This window comes from Novipirellula aureliae, from assembly GCF_007860185.1.
In the GTDB taxonomy this organism is placed as follows: Bacteria; Planctomycetota; Planctomycetia; order Pirellulales; family Pirellulaceae; genus Novipirellula_A; species Novipirellula_A aureliae.
The window spans coordinates 209,362-235,910 of sequence record NZ_SJPY01000007.1; the positions used below are offsets into that span (position 1 = coordinate 209,362).

The following is a 26,549-nucleotide window of genomic DNA, read 5'->3' on the forward strand; positions in this document are numbered from 1 at the left end:
CCTTAAAGCCCCCAATCGAGCCTTGCTACGAACCCATACCTGCGGCCAACTCCGCAAAACTGATATCGGATCTGAAGTCACCCTTTGTGGATGGGTTGAAAGTAAACGCGACCACGGTGGAGCGGTTTTCATCGACCTTCGCGACCGCTACGGATTGACTCAAGTCGTTGTGGGGCCGCCGGAAGCAAATGGGGAGCAGATCGAAAATGCTGGCAAAATTCCTACCGAAAGCGTGATACTCATCAAAGGCAAAGTCGCCGAGCGGCTTGAGGGCAAAACGAACGAGAAACTGGCGACAGGCGAAATCGAGCTGCGGAGCGATCATGTTGAGATTCTCAACACCTGCGCGACGCCTCCTTTCACACCTGGCCAAAACGATTTGCCTGGAGAAGATCTACGACTCAAGTACCGTTTCTTGGATCTTCGCCGCAAAGAGATGCAGCAAAGTTTGATTCTTCGCAGCAAAATCATCAAAACGATGCGTGACTACTTTGCGAAACACGATTTTATCGACGTCGAAACGCCAATTCTCGGCCGTAGTACCCCCGAAGGTGCTCGCGATTATCTCGTCCCCAGCCGCGTGCATGCAGGGAAGTTTTACGCACTTCCGCAATCGCCACAGCTGTACAAGCAAATCCTAATGGTCGCGGGTTTTGATCGCTACGTCCAAGTCGCAAAGTGCTTCCGCGACGAGGATTTACGTGCCGACCGGCAACCCGAATTCACTCAGCTCGACCTCGAGATGTCGTTTGTCGATGCCGATGATATCATGAGCTTGATCGATGGTTTGGTCGCCGTTACGGCCAAAGAGGTACTTGGCAAAGATGTCAAAACGCCGCTGCCGCGCATGACCTACGACGAAGCGATGCGTCGTTATGGGCACGACGCCCCCGATTTGCGATTCGATATGGAGATTGTCGACATCACAGCGGTTGCTGCCAAAACCGAATTCCGCGTTTTTCGCGGCACAGCCGACGCAGGCAATTTCGTTCGCGGCATGAACGTCAAAGAATCTGCTAGCAAGTACTCACGCCGGCAAATCGATGATTTGACCAACTATGTCAAAGAGTTCGGCGCCAAAGGACTGGCATGGTTCCGCGTCGAAGACGATGGATCGCTCTGGAGCCCAATCAGTAAGAATCTCGATGATGCTCATTTGGCCGAGATAAAGGAATTGATGAAGGGTGAGCCAGGCGATTTGCTAATGTTCTTGGCCGACACTTGGGAGGTCACCTGCAAAGGCCTCTATGCACTTCGCAAACGACTCGGGGCGGAGCTCAAATTGTACGGACCTGACCAACTCAGTTGCAGCTGGATCACCGAGTTTCCGATGTTCGAAAAGGACGAGGAAACGGGGAATTGGACAGCGATGCACCATCCGTTCACCGCACCGCTTGCAAAGGACCTACCGAAACTTGCCGATGACCCGAGCGGGTGCCGTGCCCAGGCCTATGATTTGGTGATTAACGGCAGTGAAGCAGGCGGAGGGACGATCCGAATCCACGATTCAAAGATTCAGTCGCAAGTCTTTGGGCTATTGGGTATCGATGAGGCGACCGCAGAAGACCGGTTCGGATTCTTGCTCAACGCGCTACGCTTTGGAGCACCCCCACACGGCGGAATCGCACTCGGTGTCGACCGATGGGTGATGTTGCTTGCAGGACTCGATAACATTCGCGAAGTCATCGCGTTCCCGAAAACCCAAAAGGCTGCCGACTTGATGACCGAGGCACCTGGAAACGTCGATGCGGCGCAACTCACCGAACTATACTTGCGAACCGTCGGAATCAAACCTTCAACCAGCGAATGAGGCTCGACCAAAGGGTGTTGGGCGCAACGAAAAAGCAGGCAAGAAATGCAAGGTAAAAATCGCGCATGTGATTTTTGCCTTCATGACTTGCCTGACATCTTTTGCCTCCTTTTGCAATCCGACGTTTGATGGAAGGTTTCTTGCCGGGGTCGCCTCGGTATCTCGGTATCGCATCTCGGTATCGCATCTCGGTATAAAGAAACGACCTGATCCCAGTCTACGATCGACGCCGTCTCGTGAGACGACGCCACGAAGCGTTTAGCCCGGATTATTCATTAGCCGTTTTGGCGATAGCGGCCTGTCGATTTAATCGTTTAACGCTTAGCCGAAGGCGTCAGCTTTTCAATAATTGGTCGCCTATGGCTTGGCGTTAAACAATCAGTCGAGTCAAACCGATTAAATCGACAGGCCGATAGCCAAAACGGCTAATACGCAGACTGCTTTTCGAGCAATGAACGTAAACGCTTGAAGGCGTAGACGTTAGCAAAACAATTTGCAAGCCCATGAATCATCCGGGCTAGCTCGAATGGCGTGGACTGAAGAAAAACGGAGTGAGTTTCACAGGGGTGTTTTTTCCTGCTTCCGTCCGGCTTGTCCGGGCGGAGCAACAGGTGGCAGCTACCCTGAATGCAAAATTCCACGCTCGCCCCACCCCCACGAATCGCCGGAGGCGATTCGTGGGGGTGGGGGCGAATTTCTTTCGGCCGTGCGGTTTGTAGCCGCCACTTGTTTCCTCCGCCGAGACAAGCTCGACGGAAGGATCTTTCACGTTTCAGAATTCCTTCAGTACACGCCATTCCGGGCCGGCTCTGAGGAACAACTTACTTAGGGACAACGGGGTCAGAGAGGGAAGAACGTCTTGTTTTATTGACACTTCTCGCTAATCGCCACCACTGTTGCAGCGGCCCCCAATGGGCTTGCCCCATTGGAGCCAACGATTGGCAGCTAAAAACAGCACCGTTGTCAAGTAAGCCCCCAATGGGCTTGTCCCGTTGGTGAATCAGATCTCGCTCACCCAACGGGGCAAGCCCGTTGGGGTCGATCATGTGAAAAACACTAGGATTTAGCTAACAATCGTTCGCTCCAACGACGCAAGGTCGTTGGGGGCGGATAGTTTGATGGTGGCGATTAGCGAGAAGTGTCGGTTTATTGAGGTTTATTTTTGAACGTCCGATTGCCGATGCCCCAAAAACATTCCTTTTTGCCCTGCGGTGCCTGAAAAACCTACCCTTCGGTACTTGGGATGGATGAATCAACCCACGGATTCTTCGGCCGAGCCGAATATTTCAGGTGCTCGGTATTGGCGATGGATCTCGTTGCATTTCTGGGGTGATAACCTCAAGCCGTGAGCGAGTTCACCTAAGTACTGAGCTTCCTTGTTTTCATCCAAGTCGATCGCCAAAAGCGATACCGTGTAAACATGCTCTTCCAACCCGATTGGAACCGACCAAGCCAGTTCACGTACATCGACCGGTCTTGCAAACTCTTGCTTGAGAAAGTTGACTTCGTCCTGACTGAGTTGGCCAAATTGTTTGACCACATGCTCTTGTTCGGCTTGGTCAATACTGCCATCGGACTTTGCCGCACTGATCATTGCACGAACCAGCATTTCGCTTTGAGCGTCCATGCCTGACCGCTCGGGGACTCTGGGTTCTGGCGTCCGCTCCGGCAACCTCGCTTCGGTCACAGGCGGAGCTTGGCGCGGACGACTTGGCATAGGAGGACTCGGGACCGATCGAGTCGATTCACGTCCAACTCCGAGCATCTCTTCCAGACTTCGGGCGGCCCCCTCGATCGTGGACGGTTGTTGGGCACGCGGATGCGTTCGCTGTCTCGGCGGTGCGGGAGCCGATTTCCGGCCACCCATCATCTCTTTTAAAATATCGGCACTTCCACCACCACGATTTGATGAGCCTTTGCGGCCCAGAAGTGCTCCGAGTACATCCATTGCGTCCATTACCGTTACCTTTTTAGAGGAGAGGATCGTGTTGTGTTGATGGATGGATCACAACAACACGACGGGTGCATTCTAGCGGGGCAGTTGCCATTTTGGAAGCAAACGAACACCTGCCATCAACCGATCGAGTCGGTCGCCCCATGAACTCGTTGCCGCGTACATAACCAGATCAGGATCGCACCGGCACAGGCAACCGCCGTTGTTCCGATCAACCAATTGCCCGGCAAATGCGATTGGTCATTCAGCTCGCTACCGAACAGGCTGAACGAGTCGTGGTAGCGAGCCACGCTCTTGAGCAGGGCATTGTGAACAAAGTGCATCACCATTCCTGGCAACACGCTGCCACTTCGGTAGGCGATCCAGCCGAGGATGCCCCCGAGTAGCGTCGTCGGCAGGAAACGTTCGATCAGCAGTGCATTTCCAGTCAAAACGTGAAACATGCCAAACAAAACGGCTGTTAGAAAAACAACTCGAATGGGCGAGAGTACGGCGGACAAGGACGAAAACAAAAAACCGCGAAAGCACAACTCTTCGATAATCGCCGGGGCAACCGCAAAGGTCAGCAGCACCAACCAAAACGGCACTTCTTTCTGCGCTTCGAGCGCCTCCAATGTTTGACGGATTCGTTCTTCACTGAGCCCACCCATCCCGAGCGACTCCCCAATCACAAACGACTCATGGGCAAGTGCCCATGCTCCCAATCCGATCAGTACCGATCCAACGAGACATCCTCCAAACGCGCCGACCGACAAGCCGGATGCGGATGGCCCCGTCAAACGAAAGGTACTCGAATACCGGTTGCGGCCAATCGTGGCAACAAGCAATGGCACTAGCCCGAAGGTCAACACCAACGCGAGCAAGTTGAAAGCGAACAACATCGATAACGAAAGTTGGTCACGAGGAATTTCAACTAAGCGAATCAGCCCGTTCGAGACCAGAAAGTAAAAGGGAACGAGTAAAGCCAACATCAAGGCGGACGACTCGACACTCGGAACAAGGCTGGGTTTCTTGGGGCGATGAAAGAAAGACGCAATCGATTGATCGCTCGTTCGCATAACAGCATCATTTCCGAATAGCCGAGCCGCGACGGCCAAAGCGGCTGCGGCATAAGCGATCGTACTAAGGATTGCAGCCAAAGCCCCCGCCGGTTCAAAATGGCCCGCCAAAATGTCTCGTGCCAAAATGACAATACTGATGAGGGGTGCGATCGCCAGCGGGCCGGAAAGCTTGACACCTGGCAGCAAGGAAAGCATCGCCGGTGCAAGCGCCAGCAACATCACCGGAATCAGATATGCCTGTGCTTCCTTGAACGATTTTGCAAAACTCGTTAGCGACAGCAATAGCGCTGAAAAGAACCCGCTAAAGAGAATCAACAAACCAAGAATTTGCAGAACCGACAACCACGGAAAGGCGTCATCGCCCGTCAATAATTGCAAAAGCCCCGACGCCCACAGCGTTGTAAACATGGCAAACAGGTTGATCATCGCGGTTAACAGCGCAACGATCACCACCGCGATATACTTGGCGAACAAAAGGTCGAATCGGGATGCAGGCGAAGCCATCAATGCTTCCATCGTGCCCCGTTCACGCTCACCCGCGGTCAAGTCGATTGCGGGATAGACCGCGCCGGTGATCGTCATCAAAACCAAGACGAGTGGAACGATGGTCGCGAGCAGCGGCAGTTGTTCTGCGCCACCAATTTCTGCCACCTGCACCTTGGCAACCGATCGATAGTCGGGCGATGCTGCCGTGGCCACCTCCTGAGCGACACTCGACTCGAGCCATTGTAAACGTTCTACCAAAATCCGCTGCGCTGTCTCACTGGCGGCATCACCTTGATACGCGGTGATCTTGAATACCGGGATTTCACCCGGTTCAACCGATACCGCTACATCGATAGCGTTTTTCCTCAGAGCTTCGACTGCGTCCGATTCATTCGTGATTCCAAACCGGAACTCCGCCAACTCTCCACTGTTAACCTGCAAGATCGATTCGGGTGGTTTGCTGCGTGGATCATTTAAGTAGGATCGCAGCAAAGATCCTTCTTCTTCGCTCGCTACTCCGACAAGGTAGCCACTCGCTTGATGGGTATCCGATGTCAGCAAAAACCGGTTGAGCGCCATGCTGAGTAACGGGTAGAGCAGCAGCGGCATCAACAGCAACGTGAACACGGTGCGACGGTCACGGATCGTCTCACGCAGTTCCTTTTGACAAAGCCGAAACAAACGTCCTTTGAGAACTGGCCGTTTCGAGTGGGGGTCTGGCATGTCGCTTTGAGTCATATGGCACCTGCTGTCATCATGTCGACAAACATATCGACCAAGTGGTCGCGTCCCGTTGCCGCTTGCAATTCGTTCATCGTTCCTTCGTATCGAAGTTTGCCTTCAAGCAGCAAGCCAAACCGATCACACAAACGCTCCGCTTCGTCGAGCCGGTGAGTACAAACGACAACGGCTTTACCGAGATGTCTTAAGTGGTCGATGTATTGAAAAATGGTTTGCACGCCCACGACATCGAGACCTCGCGTCGGTTCATCGAGTAGCATGACGGGCGGATCGTGTATCAGACCGCGAACCAATGTCACTCGCTGCCGTTGCCCGGTGCTAAGCGTTCCAGCGCGACGATCCAGTAGTTTTTCGATATCCATCACCCGCGACAACCCTTCCGCTCGCTCCCTCGCCACCCAGGGATCGACGTGATAAAGGTCGGCAAAATAGAGCAGCATTTCTCGGACAGTTAGCCAGGGGTAAACGCCATCGCTTGCCGAGACGAAGCCGAGCCGCGACTTGACTTCGATCGGATCTTCGGCCGTTTGATAACCATCCACTTCCGTGTACCCCCGATCCGCCTCAAGCAAGCCGAGAATGATTCGCAGCGTCGTCGTTTTGCCTGCACCGTTGGGACCAAGTAGCCCATAGACTTCCCCTCGCGTGACCTGAAAGGACAGCTCGTCGACAGCATGGACGTCTTCGCCCTCTACCGAAAACGTCTTGACAAGTGATTCAACCTTTAACACGGGAGACCTTTTTTGAGGGAGATGTTGTTGTGGGGAAGGAGAGCAGACGGTTATGCCAACTCGATTCGACGTCCGTCACGGCTACTTTCTCGGGCGGCTGCCAGTATCGCTGCGGATCGACACACGTCATCCAAATCGCTCATGTTTCTCACCAAACTAGTCACCGCACGATAGAATTGGGTCAACAGTTGTTGCCCCACGGACAACTCGGTTTCCAGTGACTCCAAGTGTCGGCCGGCGTCATCAAACCAAACCAAACTGGTCGGCAAATCGAGAAATGCGACACCCCGCTCACAACAAATCTGCATGGCCGAAGGGGGGCGGAAACCGATTGCTTCGTGCCAAGTTGGTCGAATATAACTGCCGCAGCTAATCTGTGCCGTGACCGCTGGTTGGGATTCATGAGCATCAAACCGTAAACTCATGCTCTCGTAGTCAGCCGGAACGGTTTGGCTGACCCCGGTTGCGACGACGGTCGCCGGTTCGCGTCCGACAACGTAGCGGCATAAATCGATCAACTCGAGTAGCTCTTGATGCAAAGGGTTGTCCGCCACACATTTCGGTTTTGAATGGTTCGATTCGTGCTGGACGCGGCGATGACAGAACACCAGTTGCGGGGGGCCAAGTCGGGTCGCGATTAGCTCTTTCAAACGAAGCGTTGCCGGAGCAAATCGCTTGGGTAGCTCCGTCATGAATGCGATTCCGCTGCGATCAATCGCTTCGCGAATCGGTTGCGCCTCGGCGGGATCAAAATCCAAATCCCCAGCCCAGTAGATCGCTTTGCCCGCTTCACAGGCGGCCAACATCGGCAACCATCCTAGCCATGAATTCTGCAGAACCATCACAGCGTCGATATCACAACGCGCCACCATCGCTCGATACCCGTCCACCGGATCCGCTTGAAACTCAGCAGCCGCGTTTTCCGCTAATTTGGCGACCGGACTGTAGACCGCGCGGACATCAAAGCGGTCCTGCAGCATGCGAATGGCCGGGCGATGACGTGTTTGCCAACTGTCGCCTAAACCAATCAAACCTATACGAAGTTTCATAATCGACTGCTCTATTGCCCGGCAAAGGACTTGTTGATTTCACGCGATTCGACAAAACAATTATCGCCCTTCGCCCCGAAAAAGTACGCATTGAGCTCACCTTTCGTACGTTGCTTTCGCTCAATGAAAGGCGACGATCGCCAAAACGGAAGGATGTTGCCGTCCTAATGTAACCGATCGGCTCCCAGAGCGTGATTCCACGACAAGTCCCGCATCAAAAACACCACCATCTTCAATATTTTTTTTGACGCTGTAACCGGCTCAAATGAGGGGGATGCTGCAAAATGCCACACCTTTTTGGTCCGTTGCAAACCGTTTCTTCACAATAATTTAGCGCCTGCCCGCCAGTTGCGGAGGAGCTAAATTGGAAAATCCAGGATTTTCTGTCGAGAGACAATTTCTAAAAATCTTCGCGTTGACCCTTGTGGAGTCCCGATCGAACCATAGAATCCTCGCAACTCGCCCGAACGACCTGAACCAGAAAAGCTTGCTAGCTTTTCCAGTTTACGTCTTGGCGAAAAGTATTCCATTCGATTTGCAGCGTGTTGCTCAAACGAATGGATGTTGTGTCACTCGGCACTCGTCTCGAATGAATCGAGTCTTATAGCGGTGAATGTTACCGCTTCGGTTCGTATCGATGCGAGTCGTAGATGGAGCCCGCTGGAGTGACTTGACTGGAAGTCTTTTCTGACATTTTCGTGGTCTCCAAATTCACTTCTCGATCCTCCCTTTTCGTAACCGATGGATCGACCTAATCGGTGTCGTGCCGATCCCATGAAAATGCTCAACCGAACAACCTTAGGAGTTAAGGAATGGTTTCGTTGCTGTTAGCTGTGGTTTTGTCTGGTGTTCCAACGGGACAATCTGTTGAACAAAATTACACACTCGCTTACAAGAAGTCCGTCGAACAAAATAAGCCGTTGATGGTCGTCGTCGGCGCTCCGTGGTGCCCCGCTTGTACTGTCTTAAAGAATTCGACGATCATGCCAATGGCCGCTACCGGCGAATTGGACGAGGTAAGCGTTGCGGTTATTAACAAGGACGAGGATCCGGAGTTAGCTGAACAATTGACCAAGGGCGAAAAAATGATTCCTCAAATCATTATGTTCACCAAAAATGATTCTGGCGGATGGAATCGACAATTGCTCAGAGGCTTTCAAACCAAGCAACCCGTTCGCAGTCTGATCCGAAGTGCCATTGCGGCCCGCCGCGGCTAATGGACTGTCGATTTAATCGGTTTGACTCGACTTATTGTTTAACGCCAAACCATAGGCGACCGCTCATGGAAAAGCTGACGCCTTCGGCTAAGCGTTAAACGATTAAAGGTTTTGAAACATGAAAACCTGTTCCCAGGCTCCGAGGCTGTGATTTTTTAGAAACCAGGCGAAATCACGGCTTCAACCGTAGCGAAAGTCGCCAAGACCTTCGTCTTTCCGACGTCTTCTTGACCGCTGCCGATACTCTTGGCAGGTGATCGCTACAAAAACACACAGCCCCTCCTGCCTGGGAACTCCATGCCTTGGTAGCTCCCGCCTCGCGAGTTTCGCTCGACGAGCGGGAGTTTGCCGAGACTCTTCCTACCCAACGGCTCTCTCCGTTGTTGGTTTCTACCCATCGGGTGTTTTCTTCACGCGATTCACGCCGATTAACCGGTAACACACTCCTCACTCATTCCGCTTTACCTTCCCTGTCGATGGGGGTAGACTAGCCGCCCGATCGTCCTTCTTTCTCTACTCTTGGTCAGCAAGCGGCTTAAAACAGCATGATCCAGCGAATTCTTGTTACCGGCGGCGCTGGTTTCCTCGGTTCCCACCTTTGTGAGCGACTCGTCGACGAAGGTCACGACATTATTTGCTTGGATAACTTTTTTACCAGCCAAAAATCAAACGTCAGCCACTTGCTGGATCGACCCAACTTTGAGCTGATTCGGCACGATATAACGTTGCCAATCCACTTGGAAGTCGACCAAGTCTACAATATGGCTTGCCCCGCTGCTCCCGGACACTACCAATACAACCCGATCAAGACGATCAAAACCAGTGTGATGGGATCGATCAACGTCTTGGGGATGGCAAAACGCTGCGGTGCGAAAGTGTTGCAGGCGAGCACGAGCGAAGTCTACGGCGACCCCGAAGTGCATCCACAACCGGAAAGCTATCGTGGCAGCGTCAACCCCATTGGGATCCGCGCGTGTTATGACGAAGGCAAACGTGTCGCCGAAACGTTGTTCATGGATTATCACCGTGCCAACAATGTCGACATTCGCATTGTTCGTATTTTCAATACGTATGGACCACGCATGCACCCGTATGATGGCCGCGTCGTTTCCAACTTCATCCGTCAAACGTTGGCTGGCGAAGACTTGACCATTTTTGGTGACGGGTCGCAAACGCGATCCTTCTGTTTCCGTGACGACTTGGTTACCGCCATCATCGCAATGATGAACAATGAAAATGGATTTATCGGCCCCGTCAACATTGGCAATCCCGATGAGTTTACGATTCGCGAATTGGCCGAAACGGTCATCAAGCTTTGCGGCACAAAAAACAAGCTTGTCAGCCGCCCGTTACCCTCCGACGATCCAACTCGCCGTCGTCCCGACATCACCCTAGCCCAAAAAGAACTTGACTGGGAACCAAAAGTCAAGCTCGAAGAGGGACTTGCTAAAACAATCGAATGGTTCAAGTCGATCGATTTGGGCGACTATCGACCACCGACCCCAAACTTTAGTTAGTGCTTCAACCACGTTCGGTTTTAGAGAAGCTGTTTTGGCATTCGTACAGCTCCCCAAAAAAGGGGCTAGCGGCCTGCTGATTTAATCGGTTTGACTCGACTGATTGTTTAACGCCAAGCCATAGGCGACCGATGATGGAAAAGCTGACGCCTTCGGCTAAGCGTTAAACGATTAAATCAGCAGGCCGCTAGTACCCAAACGGCAAATGTTGAAAAACCAATGTTTGAATCGGGATGATGCATTTGCCACCCATAGCGAAAGTCGCCAAGACTTTGGATAATTTTGGGGCGGCCTCCGCCGTAGGGTCGCTCTGCTCTCGCGTGCGGAAAGCGTCCACCGATTCGCACGATCCAACTTTCGATCCCAGACCTTCTGGTCTTTACGCCGAAATCGCTGTCCGCTCAAAGAGTTAGAGCGACCATCGAGGCGATAACGGTTGCAACTCTCTCAAGACCTTATCCGTTCTATGCCCATTGACGTTTTGCCTGCTCGCCGATTTGAAGTTGTTTTCCTAGGGACCGGGACGAGTGTCGGAGTCCCCGTCCTGGGTTGTGAATGCGAGGTCTGCCAAAGCGCGGATCCTCATAACAGCCGGACACGATGTGCGATTCTCGTCCACTTGGAGCAAGGCAATCTGTTGATCGACACGCCACCCGAATTGCGGATTCAATTGCTGCGTGAAAAAGTCAAACTTGTCCACTCGGTACTCTTTACTCACGAGCACGCCGACCATCTGTTTGGCCTCGACGATTTGCGGCTGTTCCCCTTTCGACTCGGCCATCCCGTACCACTCTACTGTACCGCCAAGGTTGAACATCGCATTCGAACCTCTTTTGATTATGCGTTCACGAACCGCAAGGAAACTCACGCAGGGTCGGTGCCCCAATTAGCATTCCGTCCGATCGATACGGAACCCTTCGAAGTGATGGGGGTTCGAGTCGTGCCGATCCCGATGAAGCATGGGCCGAACTTTGATGTCCTGGGATTTCGGATCGGCGATTTCGCCTACTGTACCGACACCAACGAAATCCCCCCTGCGTCCATGAAACTCCTTGAAGGCGTCCGTACGTTTGTGGTCGGAGCTTTACGATTCACACCTCATCCAACTCACTTCAATCTGGAAGAGGCGATCGCGGTAGCACGACAGGTGAATGCGAAACAGACCTACTTCACCCATCTATCGCACGATTTGGATTACGACGCGGTGATGGCAAAGCTGCCCCCTGGCATGGCATTGGCCTATGACGGGCTTCACACCAATGCTGGTTTCTAGCGATCTAGGTGCATCGGCAATCTGACGTTCAAAAATAAACCTCGGCAAAACAAGCCGTTATAGCGAGGTCAAGCGAGCGACGATTCGCTACGGAAGCAGAACAATAAAACCAGCAATCGCGGCGGCTTCGAGCAATGCTCCGTGGCGGTCGATCGGAAGTAAACTCTCTCGATGAAAGGATTCGCCTGACCGACAATCGCCTGGCGAAGGGGTGAGGCTGTCGATTGGCTCCGTCGCCAAATGATACGGTAGCGTCTGCGTCCGCCCAAAGAACTCAGCAAATGAAACCGCGTTTTGAAAGAATCCCCAGTGATGACCACAACGCTCGAGGTTGATCTGTTCAAAGTAGAGAGGTTCGTGGCAAAACACGTCCGGATAACGATCCGGTCGATGCACCGCTAATGCCATTGACGAAATAAAAAGGGTTCGTTCTCCGTCTTGTTCGATCCCTATCCTCGGAGGCTCTTTCGCCGTGCGATCAAGCGGCTCTACATCGATTGACGATACCGGTTTTCGGAGCGCTGACAAGTATTCACGCCGTTGGCGTCCTCGCGAAACCTCTTTCTCTCGCTCACTCGCTCTATCGTCCAAGGCCGCATCGGTATCGCTACCCCGTTGTCCACTCCCCCCATCCTGCAAAATCAACTGCCGCAGACTGGTGGGAACTTCACCACCCTCACCTTGTCCATACGCGTCGGCAGCCAAGGGGACGAAGAGTGTGACAATCAGCAACACTCGATCAATCGCCATGGACGGAAAAGGGAAGGGAGTTTTCATCAGTTACTAAGCAGCTCCGTGGGCGTCTCACGCGAATCGACCGACTCGTTTCACTGTCATCGAACACTTCCTTCCGTTCGCGCCAATCAAATTAGATCTTTCACCCAAGCGAACCCAGCCGTTAAAATCTTCCCAGCTTGCCGTTCTCGGCAAAGCATGTTGGCTTGACGATTGCGTACCGACGAGGCTTATCCTATGCATCATTGAGAAAACGGGTTTGTCAATCCAAAACGTTTGCAATTCTGATACACTAAGGACTGGTGGAACTCATTCCCCGGCTTCTGCCTTGGGAGTGGAAGGCATTCGGGGCCCCCACCTCGCAAGCGTGTGGCGAGTGTGGCGGGGGCCCGCCGATGATCAGGTTCCCAGGCAGGAGCCTGAGGACCAGCCGGTCCCAACAATCGCGTGTCCTGGTGGGTATGCGGTTAAACTTAGAAAGTTAGGATAGTTGTTATGCAAATGAGTGTTGAACAATCGCGGCTACCCAAATCAGACCGCGAAAGGCTACTTGATGTTGCCGAGCAAAGCATTGCAGCGGGGCTTCAAACGCGGCGGATCGTTGAACCCGAACTTGTCTCTTACAGTGACGCGTTGAGGCACGTCCAAGCCTCTTTTGTAACGCTTCGCACCGACGAGCAGTTGCGTGGCTGCGTCGGTTCGGTAGAAGCGAGCGATCCACTCGTCTTTGACGTTAGCCACAATGCTTTTCGCGCGGCATTCAACAATGGACGGTACCCAGCGTTGACGGAAGCCGAGTTTCCCAGCTTGACGATTCAGGTCACCGTTCTGAGTCCGCTAAAGCATTTGATTACTCGGAGCCTCGGCGATGTGATCGCCAAAATTCAGCCTGGAGTCGACGGGGTTGTCCTGCGTCTCGGCCGGCGGCATGCGATGTTCCTCCCCGAAATTTGGGAAACGTTGCAAGATCCGGTCGAATTATTCCGGCATTTGCGTCTGAAGGCTGGATTGCCACCTGAGCGTTGGTCACCACGAATCCGCGTGTCGACCTTCCAAACCCAGCGTTTTTCTCGCTTAAAACCTGTTGATTTCATCAATCGTAGCGAGTCAGCGGCCGGTTCTCGCCCGTTGACCGCGCACCGGTAATTCGTCGCCACTCAAATCTCTCGTCGCGAAAGTCGTCAAGACTTTCGGCAGGCAGAGATTCGCCGAAAGACTCGACAACGTCTGCGACAGCATGCACGTCGGACCTCCTTAGGAGCTCCGACAATCTGTCTTGCATTTGAAGCTGAATGTTAGCTATGAATGAGGTTTGAACACTCATTTTCAACTCTCGACCGAGTCATCCGATGCGAGGCAAGAAGCCAAAAATCGTCTTCGATTCCAAACGCTGGCGTGCTGTAAAGGCTGCCGTCTTGGTTCTTATTTGCTGCATCCATACCGTTGGATGCACCTCCTTTTGGAATGGAACTTCCGAAGACAGTGAAAAAGAAGCGAGGCTCAAAGAACTTCTCAAAGTCCCCGAGCCGCCCGATTTGATTCGTGATGCCTCCATCACCCAGGGGATGAATACGATCCAAGTGGACGGGGTTGCGGCAATCAACGGTCTACCTGGCACGGGCGGTCCGGCAGTCCCCTCGATCTATCGTGACCAACTGCTCGATGAAATGCAGCGTCATGAGGTGAAAGACCCGAACCATTTTTTAGAACTCAAACAAACCGCCTTGGTCCGTGTCCGCGCTTTCGTTCCCCCCGGAGCCCGCCGTGGCGATCCGGTCGATTTGCGGTTCATCACACCACCACGATCGGAGGTGCATGATCTACACGGTGGCTGGATGCTTGAGTCAAGACTTCGTCATCAACAAGTTTTGCAAAGTAGCGTGCGTCAAAGCGACGTCATGGTCGTTGGCACGGGCCCCGTTTTAACGCGAGCCGACCACCATCCATCGGAAGACGATGCCTACCGGCTTGAGGGTGTTGTCCTCGGTGGCGGACGCATTCAAATCGATCGAAAAATCGGGTTGATTCTCCGCCCTCAGTATCAACACGTCAAAATGGCCACCGCGATTGCGGCGGCGATCAATCGTCGATTCTACTTTTTCGACGGAACCACTCGGCGGGGTATCGCCAAAGCAATCGAAGACGACTTTATCGAAATCGAAGCCCACCCTCGCTACCGCGGGAACGAAGCACGTATGGTCGCGGTCATTCGCGCACTTGGCGTTGCACCAGAGTCCTCTGCAACTCAAAAACGACTGGTAGAACTTGCCAGCCGATTGAAGGAACCAGCAACCGCATCGGATGCCGCCCTGCAACTCGAAGGGTTAGGCGAGTGTGCCATTCCGACGCTGCTAGAGGGACTCAAGGCAACCAACCCCGAGTTGCGTTTTTATGCAGCCGAGGCACTGGCATACCTCGACCGTAACGAAGCGATTGATCCCTTGTTGGAATCCGCTCGTTCCGTTGCTGCTTTCCGACATCCCGCTCTCCTTGCTCTGCAAGGTCTCGACCAGCAATTGGCGATCGACGGTTTGGTGAGTCTGATGGACGAACCGAGTTTGGAAACCCGCTACGGAGCGTTCGTAGCGATCCGGAGCCGACCCGACGCGAAACACTATCTGCTTGGCGAGACGCTTGGTGAAGCGTTTCGCTTGTACGACGTTGCATCAACCGCCTCGCCTGCAATTGTCATTTCGCTAAAACATCATCCTGAAGTGGTGCTCTTTGGAAGCCCCGGGAATCTCGACATTCCGACGTTCCTGATGGGCCCGCATGGGATCATGTTAAAAAATGATCCTGACACGCCAGGGATGCTTCGCATTAGCCGCTTCAAGGCGGGTGAGGATGATCGCCGAGTGACGATTCCTAGCAATGCGAAATCGGTTGCCGAAGGGATCGCAGCGGTTGGTGGCGGTTATGGTGATGTGGTTGCCGTTTTCAGAGAGGCGAAACAAAAGGGATACTTGAAAGACCAATTAGCATTTGACCCACTGCCTCGTAGTCAACGCACCTATTTTCGCGATACGGATTCCGCAGCAGACCAGGAGGGGTTCGGTGATGACAATCCTCGTGCCGATGCCGAGTCGGAAAGCGACGAGGAATAGTCAATTTGCCCCGCTGCATCCAACTCTTACTTCGGATTGTCTTGAAGAGAAGGTGGCTCGGTCGTGGCTTGCGTGCGACGATCGGCACCGAAGGACTTCAGCGCCGACTGGAGCGATCCGCTGCTGATGCTGCCGGACAGTTTCAAAACCTGTACTTCACCGCTTGAGAGAGCCGCGTTGTCAAGTTGCTCGACCATTTCGCAAATCAAGTTTAACAATGGTTCGCCTTCGGCGCTGATTAGTAACGTGTTGCCGACCTCATCGACTCCGATCGACAATTTTCCTTTGAAAGAAAAGTCGGCGTTGCCACCGTTCCCACCGCCTTCGCTGGCGACCAACTCACTTCCGCTGCCGCTTCGATTCCGCGCGGCATTCTTTTGAGCTCGCTGTGCTTGTTCGCCGCCTGCTCCACCACCACCTTGAAATGTCTTGTCATTGCTGCTGAGTAAATCTCGATAGGCTTCCTTGACGGTTTCCGCAATCCTTTTCGCATTTCCATGATGGATTTGGACCAGTTTCGTGAACCGAGCGCGGCGGTTGTTTGCCAATGCTTCCACATCCCATAAACGAATCAAATCCCGAATGGTTCTTAATTGGTCTGCCGTCGCACCGCTGACGACCAGGGTGTTGGTGTCGGCATCATCAACAAATTTCAGCTTATTGCCTTTCCCCAAACCAGATGGTTCCTCGCTCGAATCGTCTTGAGCCATCCCCCAATACATACGAAGGAAGGAATCGCCGCTGCCCTCTTTTTCCTCCTCGTCTTCAAAAAACTCTTCCAAGTTCAATCGCATCCAATAGGCGGTTGTGTTTTCAATTTTAAACACGACATAAGGACGTTTCGGTGGTGCGACTTGTTGCATCAGCAATTCAAGTTGGTCTAGCGCCTTGGTGTCAGGACTGCTCAGAATCAAATTGCCTGACGAGTCGACTTCGATACGAATTCCGGTCGATGTTTGCGTGGGGTTCGCGGCATCGGGTGCGTCTTGGTCGCCGAACTCGCGATCGAAATCGCGGGTGGACTGGATCGCCGGTCTTGCATTTTCAGTCCTTGCCTTTGTTGGAGCCAAATCATCGATGAGAGCGGCGGGCGGATAGTCCCATGCCAACTGATATTCAGGCTTGCCCGTTGACGCAAACGTGATCACATCGTGATCTTCCCGAACGCCATTCGGCTCGCTCGGCAGGGAGGCTTCTTGGCCGTCTGCGTCATCCCATTTGTCCCTTTCTTTGGGTGACATTTCATCGCTTAGGGGATGGTCAAATTGATCGGAGCTGGGGATTTCCAACGGGTTGGGGGAAACACGATCCCATTGAACCTTGAGTCGTTTGAGGTATTCGAGCGTTTCGGGGGTCGCGGAAGCCTCGATGACCCGTACCGTACGCGGGCTTCCGCCTGGCGGTGGTAATTCACCGAGCTTTATCAGCAACGATTCCACCTGCTCCATTTCCATTTCGTTGGCCCACAAGAGGACTTGACGGTTTCGGTTGTTCGCAGCAACGCGAAACTCGTCTTTCTCTTTCTCGTCCTCCTCTTGCCTACTAAAACTATCCCAATAATTGTAGCGTTGATTGTTGTTTTGCTTATCCTTTCCATCTTTTTGGCCCATCAAAAACGCGATCGATTCAGCAACCTCACCCGCGTCAAGCCTTCTCAATTGTAAGACATGAAAATTCCGTCCGCTGCCGTCAAGCCGCTCGATCAACGATTTGATAATAAAACGATCCGCCGGTGATCCAGAGACGATTAACGCATTATTATCCTTGTCGACTCGGACTCGCGTGGTCGGTTCCAAAATGTTCATTTCGGAGACGATTTCGATCAGCTTTTCTGGATCGAGTGAAGCCAGGCGAAAGACTTGAACACGGTCTTCGATATCGGCTAAGGAGACCATCGATTTGCTGGGGACGTCGATCCGTTTTAGAAATTCGGTTGCGATTGCCACCCGATCAGCCGGAGCACGAATGATGACCGAGTTTTGTCGCGAATTGGCGACGATCGACACCTCGGTCTTCTTTTCCACCGGAGCTGGTTGGCCGCCACCACCACGCTGCTGCATTTGCTGCATAGCCATCATTTGCTGAGCCGTCATGGGTGCCGAATTTTTCTTGTCAACGCCTAAAAACTCCTCCAACATTCGCTTCGCCTCTTCGGCTGGGATGTGCCGTAACGCGAATTCAGGTGCAAGGGCTTCGCGACTCGATACACTTCGTTCTTGCGCCAACAACTCGGCGACTTGCCGGACATTGATGGCTGCATCCAGCACTTCGATACGGTTGGTGGTTGATAATGCGATCAGCCGTCCATTGGAACTGACCATCGGTTTGAGTTCTTCGGCCAGTTTTTCGGCGGACAACCAACCGACGTCAAGCGAAGTGCGGACAAACGAATGTGGCGGCAGCGACGCAAGTTGCTCGGGTGTCACGCGAGGTACGATCGCTGGGTTCATCGTTTCCGTTTTAGCAACCGTCAAACCGCCATCGAGTTCCAAAATCGTATAGCCGCGAGCCAACAAATAGCGATTGAAGAGATCGCGTGTTTCGGCAACCGTGTACCGACCCGGCGATGACAAGTTGACCCGGTCAGCAGGCAATTCCAACCAATCGAGAGGCTGGTCCGAGATTTCGGCCAACCATTGGACGAGTTCAACCCACGGTTGGTCACGAAAGTGGAATGCGACCCGCCCGTCTTCGCCTACGGTTGCGGTGAGTTGGTCTGAATCAATCGATGCGTCTTCGGCGTTATCGGGACGGCGGATGACCTTCGGTTCCGAGCTTGACTCTTTCTTGGGTTGTTTGTCGCCCGCTTTCTCGTTTGCGGCTTTTTCGACATTCTGCTCTGATTTTTTCGCCGCGCCAGACGGTATCGCTGTGGGAACGACCCCATTTTGCGCTGCCGTTTGCACGATACGCGAACTCTGCGGAAAGGCCGCGACCGCATCGGCCAAACCCGATAGGGATACCGATAGGGACAGGCAAACAACAATATGGAAAGCGGGGAATCGCAAGATGTCACCTGAAAAGCACGGTTCATTTTGGCTCGCGGGCCAGACACCACCCATTATGGGTACTTGGCGTCAATAATGCAAACGTTTGTTTATTGGCACGAGTTGATACCACCCTTACGATCGGCGGCAGGATTCCGCTACAAAATTCAACTCAACGGGGTCTTCGCAGGACACACGACAGTGGATGAACCGACGTCGACAAGCCGTGTATAATGCACCAGCACACCTTTTCGTTTCTCGGCTCGAGTCAACCTATGCAACGTTTGCGTCCACTTATCGTTTGCTTTTTGTGCTTTTTGGCAATCTTTGCTAACAAATCCTCAGCGGTAGAATTGACGATCCAAGAGAAACAGGCAGTCGCCGAGATCAAACGGTCGCTTTCGACGGCAGGCAGCCGCTATAAAGCGGGCCAGTTGCAGGCGGCGGTCGAGTCGATGAAGATCGCGGGCGAGCAAATGCATGAAGCGGTCAAAAAGGGTTCGCCTGCGGTCTACGAAGAACTCAAACCACTCATGAAATCGCTCGGTGCCGCTCACGTCTATCTCGAACTCGAAGGCGTGCGAGTGCCACCCTTTGAATTGCCCCGTCGTGATCGTGAGAGTGACCAGACATCCGTCTCCGTGAACGAATCAAACCGAGCCGCGCCGGCGTCGAATCCACCAACGCCCACCCCACCAATCACTCCTTCGATCACTCCACCAATGCCCGCGAGTCCGGAGGTCGGTTTTGTCAGCGATGTGGTGCCCATCCTGGTCAACCAGTGCGGTCGTTGCCACGTCGCCGGTTCGCGTGGCAACTTCAACATGGCTACTTACTCGCAACTGATGAAAGGATCGCGTGCCGGGCGAGTCGTTTTTGCAGGCGATGTGGCCAGCAGTGTTTTAATCGACAATATCGAGTCGGGCGCGATGCCACCCAATGGGACCGTGCCAGCCTCCGATTTAGAAAAACTCAAACAGTGGATCGCGAGCGGAGCCAAGTTCGATGGCGACGATCCCGAAACGTCACTGTTCGCGTTGTTATCGTCTGCATCGAAGAAAATAGAACCATCGGCATCCGCTCCGATCAATCCTGCAACCCCCGCAAACAAACAGACCGTCGATTTCGCACTCCAGGTCGCACCGATGTTTATCCAAAGTTGCAGCGGGTGTCATCTTGATTCGATGCAGAATCGTGGTGGACTGCGAATGGACACCTTCGCCCAAATGATGCGTGGTGGCGATAGCGGCCCGATCATTGTTCCTGGCGATGCCGCCTCGAGTTTACTCATTCAAAAGCTGCGCGGTATGGCGGGCGATCGGATGCCTGCAGGTGGACGGCCGGCGTTTTCGGACGAAGCGATCGAGCTCATTTCGACCTGGATCAATGAAGGAGCCGTTCTCGGTGGCGATCGGAATCGCGCGAACCAACCAATCAAACGGATGAGCCAACTGGCTTGGGCGGACAAAGCAACCCCATTGCAACTCAGTGATCAGCGAAAGCAAGCTGCACTCGAAGATCTGCAATGGGTCAATTCCAAAAACTCCAACCCCATCCAACTCGAGACCGACCACTTTTTTGTCACAGGAACCGCGGACAAGAAGACGATCGAACTCGTCGCCGAGCAGGCAGAAGAAAAAATGGATCTGGTGAGACGGCTCGTTCCAGGCGAAGAGGGCCCTGCCTACTTCGCAGGTCGGGCAACCCTCTTTGTTTGGGCCAGACGATATGACTACAGCGAATTTGCGAAGATGATCGAAGCCAGAGACGTGCCCGCCGATTGGAACAGTCACTGGAAATACGACGGACTCGATGCTTACGTCGCCATCGTCGCGACGCAGCAAGAGGAGAGCAAAGAAATCGCCGAGCGATTGACAGGCCCACTCGTCAGTTTGGCATTGGCGACATCCGGCAAAGATGTCCCGATTTGGTTTGCCACAGGAGTCGGCGAAACGATCCGCAAGCAGAATCGGCAGAGGGTCGATCGTGACACGTTACGCCGCGAGCAGGCTGAACTGCAGCTCGCAGCCGCAGCGATGAAAGACGCCAAGCAATTCCTCGATGAAAAACTAAAGCCTGAGCAAACCGACCAAATCAGTGCCGCGGTTGTCGCGTCGATGACGGAACGTCCACGGCGAAAGGGTTTTGATTCCTTACTCCGAAAACTAGGCCAAGGAGAGCCGTTCGAGCAAGCATTCCAAAGCTCCTTCGGCGTAACAGTCGAGGTCTATCTAACCGCTTGGCTAGGGTCGCGTTAATCGTCGTAGATCGAGACAGCAGAATGGGGGCAACCGATATCGTCTCTTGGTTTGCATGCTCATCACCACCCAGATTCTGCTGCCTATCGGCTTTGACCACCGCGACACAATGGGCCCCACCATCCCGATCCATGTTTAATCCGTGAGTATCCGGGGCTCAATTAGCTCCCATTCGCGTGATTAGCGGGCAAAACGATCCATCAGCCGGCTAAAAAGTTTGCCCGCGAATAACGCTAATTAGCGCGAATGGAAGAAGAGTTCTTTGCAGAAGAAGGGACACAGAAGTGTTGTCATTTTTTTTCCCACTCCCCACTCCCCACTCCCCACTCCCCACTCCCCACTCCCCACTCCCCACTCAGCCGACCAAAATCTTTGCAATCCGTCCAGCGGCTTTCCCGTCCCAGCCGGCGGGACAGGATCCGACATCGTACTTGCCATCGAGGACCAATTGCAATTGCTGGGCCAGCAATCCGGCATCGTTGCCGACCAGAGTACTGCTGCCCTCGGTCACGGTGATCGGGCGTTCGGTATTTTCTCGCATCGTCAGACAAGGGATCGACATGACTGTCGATTCCTCTTGCAAGCCACCCGAATCGGTCACGATGACTTTTGAATTACTTGTTAGCGACAAGAACTCCAAATAACCTTGCGGTGGCATCACCGTGATTCCTGGCGCATCATCGAGCAGTGATTGGATTCCAAAGCTTTCAATCCTTGCTGCGGTTCGAGGGTGAATTGGAAAAACAATTGGCAACTCATCACTGACTTTTTTCAATACCTTCAAAATGCCCGTTAACGTCTCTTTGTCGTCGACATTAGAGGGTCGATGCAATGTGACAACACCATATTGTTTTGGCATTAACTTGAAATCGGATAGCACGGACGTCGACTTCGATTTTTCAAGGGAATGCATCAGAGTGTCGATCATCAAATTGCCGACAAGATGGATTGCCGAGTCGGGATGTCCTTCTCGTTTGAGGTGATCGATTCCAGCGGGGTCCGACACCAGCAACAGATCGGAGATGGAGTCTGTCACGATCCGATTAATTTCTTCAGGCATCGCGCGGTCAAAGCTGCGCAGCCCTGCTTCGACGTGAGCGACTTTGATTTGCAGTTTTGCCGCAGCGATCGCGGCAGCCATCGTCGAATTCACATCGCCGACAACGACCAGGTAATCGAATGGTTTGCCGTTCGTGCCGCCTGCTTCCAATACGGGCTCGATCCGTTCGAGTATTTTTGCGGTCTGTCCCGCTTGAGTCCCCGAGCCGACGTCTAAAGAAACATCAGGCTTTTGGATCTCGAGTTGTTCAAAAAACACATCGGACAGTGTTTTGTCGTAATGTTGACCCGTATGAATTAAAGTCGCATTCGCTTTCCCCGTTGCATTTAAAGCACGTAGAAGCGGAGCCATTTTCATAAAGTTGGGTCGTGCACCGACCACGCAAGCAAGATTTTTCATTTTCATTTGTTAAGGTAACTGAACTCGCAGAGAGCTCAGGCAAAAGCGAAGGAAATCAGAAGTCTCTGCGACTTCTGCTACGGGAAGCTGAACTCGCAGGGAGCTCAGACGATTTGAAGTTAGCAAGTCTATGAGATTGAGATTCGAAGGATTTCATGCGAATCGTTGGCATGGGTGACGACGAGATGATCGTCGGCGAGAGAAATCTCTAATCCGGGGTTGCTACCATCAGGACTTATCAGCCAACCGATTGGCTCTCGTTCTACGCAATTGGTTTCCGCCACGATCGATTCATTGGGTAAAGCAACCCCAAAATCAGGACAATAGACGCCTGGTTCAATTGTCAATTCTCCGGCAGTCAACATTCGAATCTGTGGCTTGAAATCCAGCCCAGGATGCTCGCAAATCACGTCACCGCTGATTTGAATCGTCGCTTTCCAATCGGGCTCGATTTGTAGCGTTGAGACCAGGTCGTGTATACCACGGCCAATGAACCAATCGGCGATCAACCAATTGGTTCCGCGATCATGATTTTCGATGGCAATTACCGCTCGAACCGTCTCGGTGATGCCGAGGAATTTGTAGGCATCATGGGCGGCCATGCACCATTTGGCTTGATGGCCTTCCGCTAATTCCACACGACCTGTTTTCTTCCATCGAACGTGTCCGCGTCGGCCCATGCGAAATCGTGACCAAACGTCGCACTGATCCTCGCCATCGATCGTCACCGTGTTGTGGGACAAAGTCGATCGGGACGCCTGACGCAGAGGGGTATCTTCGTAGTCATACGTCCCGGTGTCGACGAGGAACCGGTGACCTGCGACCGATGCTTCGATACCAAGTAGGTCGGCATGGCCGTGAGCAGGCAGATGGTCGCATGCTACCGCGCCAACATCAAACAACAGAAAATCTTGCTGGTCTGAAGATCGCCAAACCCAGTAGTCGTCATTGGTAGCTGGACTCGCAGAGAGTTCAGATGCTGCGTACTGGGAAGTCTCTGCGACTTCCCCTACCGAATGGAATATGTCGCTGCAAAGGATTCGCGGATTCGGAGTTTCTTCGAATACAGAATCGCCAAGCAGAGGGATTTGCCCGTCAGGATGAAGGATGGCTTGGAGAAATTCAGCCATTTGCTTGGCGGTGCTTTGGGAACTCTCAGCGAGATCCCCTACAGCGAGTTGCTGTAAGGAATCCGCGATCTCTTGGACCGCGAGTGTCATGATCGCGTGGTAAGTCGGCGTTCGCTCGAAATGCTCACCACTCGACAGGATTTGATTCGACAATTCTCGATCGATCCATTTGTAGAGTTTGTTGGAACGGATTGCTGATTCGCTCTCCAATGCCATGTGCGCGATCGCTAAAGCCCGCAAGTTTTCGAGCAAATGGTTGCCGCCGAGATCCCATTCTAAATGATTCCAAAGCCAATCCACTTGTTCGCCAACACTCTGCCAAAAGCCAGATGCCACGTCCATGGGTACATCATACCTACTAGCCAACATCAACCAAACGGGCAATCGTTGGGAGATACAGAAGGGATGCCACGCATCAGGATCGACGGTGGGAGTCTGATTCGCGGGATCGTCCAACCAACTGCGAACGATCGCCCAAGCGGACTCGGGGCCGACAAGAGAGGCCAACTCTAAAAGTGATTCGTGATAATGAAGATGGAATCGCCACAGACGAGGGGCATCAGGATGCCAGTCGATTCGCGGCTGGTCGCCCTTGCCGTCAGCGACCAACGACTTTGAAAGATTCAAAAACCGGAACGTCCCTTCGCTCATCTGGCGAAGCATTTCAGGGTTCTGACGTGACGGCCACAGACCTAGTCGCCGGTCCGCCATCATCGACAACGTCGCAACCGACTCGTCACGAATACGGCAAGAAGTCACTCCAGGCCGATAGGCCCGACGTAAACTCGCTGGGCAACGAGATTGGGCGATTCGATAACCCCGCCAAGCAAACTGAGACGGCTTGTGGTATCGAAGAAGAGAAAGAAGTCGTTGCATGTCCAGCTAGGCTACGATTGGTTAGCCACCGACTCCACAACCTTTCGCATCTCGGTTGCCAATCGGTCACGATTGAAATGCTCCAGTACATACTGACGAGCGTGCTTTGCCTTCGCTGCAGTACCCTCTGGGTGATCGGCCATATTGATTACAATTCGAAGCAAATCCTCTTCGTCGTCTGGAATCATCGGCTCGCCACCTCCCGCCTCCATCACGATCTCACGTGCTGGTCCTTTGACCGCCATGATAATGGGCCGTTCCATCGCCATCGTCTCAAAAATTTTGGATGGGATAACCGTGCCAAACAGTTCGGTTCCTTTTAGGTGCACCAAGCAACAATTGGAACTGGCCAGCACCTTTGGCATTTGCTCTTTGGGCAGGCGACCGGTAAAGACAACTTGTTTCTCAACGCCTTGTTCCAATGCCATCGCCTGCAACGGTTCGCGATGTGCTCCATCACCTGCGATTAAGAACGCGATATCATCGCGTTGCGACGCCTGCAACTTTTTTGCTGCCTTAATGACAACTTCCAATCCGTGCGCCATGCCGATCGTTCCGACGTAACTACAAATGAACTTACCCGCTAAGCCGTACTGATTCAAGAATTCGTCGTCGCGTGGTTGCGGATGAAAACTCGATGCATCGACACCATTGGTAATGACCGAAATTTTGTCCGCCATCTCAGGCACTTTGCGAGCAACGTTATCACGATAGCCAGTACCGACGGCAACGATACGGTCAGCAGCACGGTACATACGAAGCTCGAGCCATTCCAAGAATCGCGTAGCGATACCTTTCTTCATCGCACCGACAGCAGCGATCGATTCAGGCCAGATATCGCGAATTTCCAACACGAACGGACGCCATTTTAAGCGAGAAGCCCACACGCCTGCCCAACCGCAAAAGAACTGGGGACTGGTCGCAACAACGACGTCAGGACGAGATAAACGGAGCGTGGCCAACAATGCACTGACTTGGTAACTCACGTAGTTGGCGATCCGAGGTAGTGTTCCCTTATTGGCAGCAACGTAGGTCCAGACACGGACGACCTGAATACCGTCAACCGTTTCGACTTGTCGAAAAAAGCGATTTCGATAACCATCAAAGACAACCCCATCAGGACAATTGGGAGCGCAAGTCACAACGGTCACCTCATGCCCGGCCTCAACCCAGCGCCGAGCATGTTGATAAGTCCGAGTCGCCGGAGCGTTAACCTCGGGAGGAAAGTAATGACAGTAGAAAAGTATTTTCATAAGTGTTGTTCAAAAGTAAATTTTTGCTTGAACTACCTTATGCAACAAATTGTACTATTTATTGAAGCGAAAAATAATATGAATTTATGAGAATTGTTATTTCGATTGAGTCTGTACATTTCAGATTGCTGAAAGGCGTTTTTGAAACAAAATCACATCCGAGCAAAAAAAACAAATCAATAACAATTCCTGTCTTATCAATGCGTTAGTTCACGCAACTATCTGGTGAGACTTTTAGACACCAATTCGAACGGGATAAAGAAACTACATTGGTCGTACTCAGTGGCATAGGGAGTAATCCAAAAACCTTCTTCGGAACCGCTCCCCGCTGCCAGAATGATTTGCCCGTATTGGAAGTACTTCATTGAAAACCTATCCTTCCGAAACTCCAAGAGGCAATGCCAGTTTACGCCTTCGTAAGAAAGCCAAAGCTGAGTCTTAGGATAGGTGTTTACCCTGCTAGGCTCACAAGCTGTTGTGAAAACAGTGCTGCAACCAAATTGGCCAGCGTGGAAAACTGGACCGGCTACCTCCTGTACCCGCTCAGCAACATGGTCGATTCGATTCATGCGATAAATTCCATTCACCTCTTCTGGTGCATCACTGCCAAAATAGATTGCATCCTGTCGGAAGAGCAAATCGATTGCCCTACTCGACTGGTTTCCACTAAGTACTTTCTGACCATGCCCCCAACTCTCGTCGAATTTCCATATCGCACATTCGGAGTCATCGTCGCCCGTTGTTACCCAAACGGCCTCATCAATGGGATCCCAAAAAACACCATGGACATGCCTGATACCGTGGAATTTGTGGGCCAACTCCCAGTGAACGCCGTCGTCAATGCTCTCCCAGATTCCAATCGGCTCACGGGTAGGATTTGACCGATATTCGCCGTAAGCCACTCTAGA

Annotated in this window: 17 protein-coding genes; 7 read left to right on the plus strand and 10 right to left on the minus strand. The window is 52.8% G+C overall.

Annotated elements, in window-relative coordinates; all coding sequences use genetic code 11:
- Window positions 1-22 precede the first annotated feature (22 nt).
- Window positions 23-1,810 (plus strand): aspartate--tRNA ligase, encoded by a 1,788-nt coding sequence (aspS, locus tag Q31b_RS20850; protein ID WP_146601596.1) that lies wholly within the window; start codon window positions 23-25, stop codon window positions 1,808-1,810.
- A gap of 1,252 nt (window positions 1,811-3,062) precedes the next feature.
- Here aspS and Q31b_RS20855 read toward each other — a convergent pair.
- The 4 genes from Q31b_RS20855 to Q31b_RS20870 form a co-directional block, all read right to left on the minus strand.
- Window positions 3,063-3,767: a tellurite resistance TerB family protein gene (locus Q31b_RS20855; RefSeq protein ID WP_146601597.1), complete on the minus strand. Its 705-nt coding sequence runs from the start codon at window positions 3,765-3,767 to the stop codon at window positions 3,063-3,065.
- A gap of 116 nt (window positions 3,768-3,883) precedes the next feature.
- Window positions 3,884-6,034 (minus strand): ABC transporter permease subunit/CPBP intramembrane protease, encoded by a 2,151-nt coding sequence (locus tag Q31b_RS20860; RefSeq protein ID WP_146601875.1) that lies wholly within the window; start codon window positions 6,032-6,034, stop codon window positions 3,884-3,886.
- 11 nt (window positions 6,035-6,045) lie between these two features.
- Complete coding sequence (locus Q31b_RS20865) at window positions 6,046-6,783, minus strand: ATP-binding cassette domain-containing protein (RefSeq protein ID WP_146601598.1); 738 nt, start codon at window positions 6,781-6,783, stop codon at window positions 6,046-6,048.
- Between the two features lie 50 nt (window positions 6,784-6,833).
- The gene (locus Q31b_RS20870; protein WP_146601599.1) at window positions 6,834-7,832 is read right to left on the minus strand and encodes a Gfo/Idh/MocA family protein; all 999 of its coding nucleotides are present in this window, start codon (window positions 7,830-7,832) and stop codon (window positions 6,834-6,836) included.
- Between the two features lie 812 nt (window positions 7,833-8,644).
- Here Q31b_RS20870 and Q31b_RS20875 point away from each other — a divergent pair.
- The 3 genes from Q31b_RS20875 (at window position 8,645) to Q31b_RS20885 (ending at window position 11,839) form a co-directional block, all read left to right on the plus strand.
- Window positions 8,645-9,049: a thioredoxin family protein gene (locus Q31b_RS20875; RefSeq protein ID WP_146601600.1), complete on the plus strand. Its 405-nt coding sequence runs from the start codon at window positions 8,645-8,647 to the stop codon at window positions 9,047-9,049.
- A 545-nt stretch (window positions 9,050-9,594) separates the two neighbouring features.
- Window positions 9,595-10,566 (plus strand): UDP-glucuronic acid decarboxylase family protein, encoded by a 972-nt coding sequence (locus tag Q31b_RS20880; protein WP_146601601.1) that lies wholly within the window; start codon window positions 9,595-9,597, stop codon window positions 10,564-10,566.
- Window positions 10,567-11,032: 466 nt separating this feature from the next.
- The gene (locus Q31b_RS20885) at window positions 11,033-11,839 is read left to right on the plus strand and encodes an MBL fold metallo-hydrolase (protein WP_146601602.1); all 807 of its coding nucleotides are present in this window, start codon (window positions 11,033-11,035) and stop codon (window positions 11,837-11,839) included.
- Window positions 11,840-11,926: 87 nt separating this feature from the next.
- Here the strand turns inward: Q31b_RS20885 and Q31b_RS20890 are convergent, their stop codons facing one another.
- Window positions 11,927-12,589 carry a hypothetical protein gene (locus tag Q31b_RS20890; RefSeq protein ID WP_197171965.1) on the minus strand — a complete coding sequence of 221 codons (663 nt, stop codon included), beginning with the start codon at window positions 12,587-12,589 and terminating at the stop codon, window positions 11,927-11,929.
- Between the two features lie 486 nt (window positions 12,590-13,075).
- Between Q31b_RS20890 and amrA the strand changes: the two genes are divergently transcribed.
- The gene (gene amrA / locus Q31b_RS20895) at window positions 13,076-13,720 is read left to right on the plus strand and encodes an AmmeMemoRadiSam system protein A (RefSeq protein WP_197171967.1); all 645 of its coding nucleotides are present in this window, start codon (window positions 13,076-13,078) and stop codon (window positions 13,718-13,720) included.
- A gap of 203 nt (window positions 13,721-13,923) precedes the next feature.
- Window positions 13,924-15,678, plus strand: a complete 1,755-nt coding sequence (locus Q31b_RS20900; protein WP_146601605.1) for a flagellar basal body P-ring protein FlgI — start codon at window positions 13,924-13,926, stop codon at window positions 15,676-15,678.
- Between the two features lie 26 nt (window positions 15,679-15,704).
- Here the strand turns inward: Q31b_RS20900 and Q31b_RS20905 are convergent, their stop codons facing one another.
- Complete coding sequence (locus Q31b_RS20905) at window positions 15,705-18,686, minus strand: secretin N-terminal domain-containing protein (protein ID WP_231617734.1); 2,982 nt, start codon at window positions 18,684-18,686, stop codon at window positions 15,705-15,707.
- A 254-nt stretch (window positions 18,687-18,940) separates the two neighbouring features.
- On the opposite strand from Q31b_RS20905, the gene Q31b_RS20910 reads away from it, so the two are divergent.
- Complete coding sequence (locus Q31b_RS20910; protein ID WP_197171970.1) at window positions 18,941-20,923, plus strand: c-type cytochrome domain-containing protein; 1,983 nt, start codon at window positions 18,941-18,943, stop codon at window positions 20,921-20,923.
- A gap of 355 nt (window positions 20,924-21,278) precedes the next feature.
- Here Q31b_RS20910 and wecB read toward each other — a convergent pair whose 3' ends face one another.
- The 4 genes from wecB to Q31b_RS29140 form a co-directional block, all read right to left on the minus strand.
- On the minus strand, window positions 21,279-22,382 hold the full coding sequence (gene wecB / locus Q31b_RS20920) for a non-hydrolyzing UDP-N-acetylglucosamine 2-epimerase (protein WP_146601609.1): 1,104 nt from the start codon (window positions 22,380-22,382) through the stop codon (window positions 21,279-21,281).
- A 128-nt stretch (window positions 22,383-22,510) separates the two neighbouring features.
- Window positions 22,511-24,271, minus strand: a complete 1,761-nt coding sequence (locus Q31b_RS20925) for a heparinase II/III family protein (protein ID WP_197171972.1) — start codon at window positions 24,269-24,271, stop codon at window positions 22,511-22,513.
- Window positions 24,272-24,399: 128 nt separating this feature from the next.
- Window positions 24,400-25,641 (minus strand): glycosyltransferase family 4 protein, encoded by a 1,242-nt coding sequence (locus tag Q31b_RS20930; protein ID WP_146601611.1) that lies wholly within the window; start codon window positions 25,639-25,641, stop codon window positions 24,400-24,402.
- Between the two features lie 218 nt (window positions 25,642-25,859).
- Window positions 25,860-26,006 (minus strand): hypothetical protein, encoded by a 147-nt coding sequence (locus Q31b_RS29140; RefSeq protein ID WP_231617735.1) that lies wholly within the window; start codon window positions 26,004-26,006, stop codon window positions 25,860-25,862.
- Window positions 26,007-26,549 lie beyond the last annotated feature (543 nt).

What these genes read in the sequence shown, in the direction of transcription:
- Q31b_RS20870 (WP_146601599.1), bottom strand. Translation starts at nt 7,832, where the DNA reads ATGAAACTTCGTATAGGTTTGATTGGTTTAGGCGACAGTTGGCAAACA.
- amrA (WP_197171967.1), top strand. Translation starts at nt 13,076, where the DNA reads ATGAGTGTTGAACAATCGCGGCTACCCAAATCAGACCGCGAAAGGCTA.
- Q31b_RS20930 (WP_146601611.1), bottom strand. Translation starts at nt 25,641, where the DNA reads ATGAAAATACTTTTCTACTGTCATTACTTTCCTCCCGAGGTTAACGCT.
- Q31b_RS20855 (WP_146601597.1), bottom strand. Translation starts at nt 3,767, where the DNA reads ATGGACGCAATGGATGTACTCGGAGCACTTCTGGGCCGCAAAGGCTCA.
- Q31b_RS20885 (WP_146601602.1), top strand. Translation starts at nt 11,033, where the DNA reads ATGCCCATTGACGTTTTGCCTGCTCGCCGATTTGAAGTTGTTTTCCTA.
- Q31b_RS20910 (WP_197171970.1), top strand. Translation starts at nt 18,941, where the DNA reads ATGCAACGTTTGCGTCCACTTATCGTTTGCTTTTTGTGCTTTTTGGCA.
- Q31b_RS20875 (WP_146601600.1), top strand. Translation starts at nt 8,645, where the DNA reads ATGGTTTCGTTGCTGTTAGCTGTGGTTTTGTCTGGTGTTCCAACGGGA.
- Q31b_RS20880 (WP_146601601.1), top strand. Translation starts at nt 9,595, where the DNA reads ATGATCCAGCGAATTCTTGTTACCGGCGGCGCTGGTTTCCTCGGTTCC.
- wecB (WP_146601609.1), bottom strand. Translation starts at nt 22,382, where the DNA reads ATGAAAAATCTTGCTTGCGTGGTCGGTGCACGACCCAACTTTATGAAA.
- Q31b_RS20860 (WP_146601875.1), bottom strand. Translation starts at nt 6,034, where the DNA reads ATGCCAGACCCCCACTCGAAACGGCCAGTTCTCAAAGGACGTTTGTTT.
- Q31b_RS29140 (WP_231617735.1), bottom strand. Translation starts at nt 26,006, where the DNA reads ATGAAGTACTTCCAATACGGGCAAATCATTCTGGCAGCGGGGAGCGGT.
- Q31b_RS20890 (WP_197171965.1), bottom strand. Translation starts at nt 12,589, where the DNA reads ATGGCGATTGATCGAGTGTTGCTGATTGTCACACTCTTCGTCCCCTTG.
- Q31b_RS20900 (WP_146601605.1), top strand. Translation starts at nt 13,924, where the DNA reads ATGCGAGGCAAGAAGCCAAAAATCGTCTTCGATTCCAAACGCTGGCGT.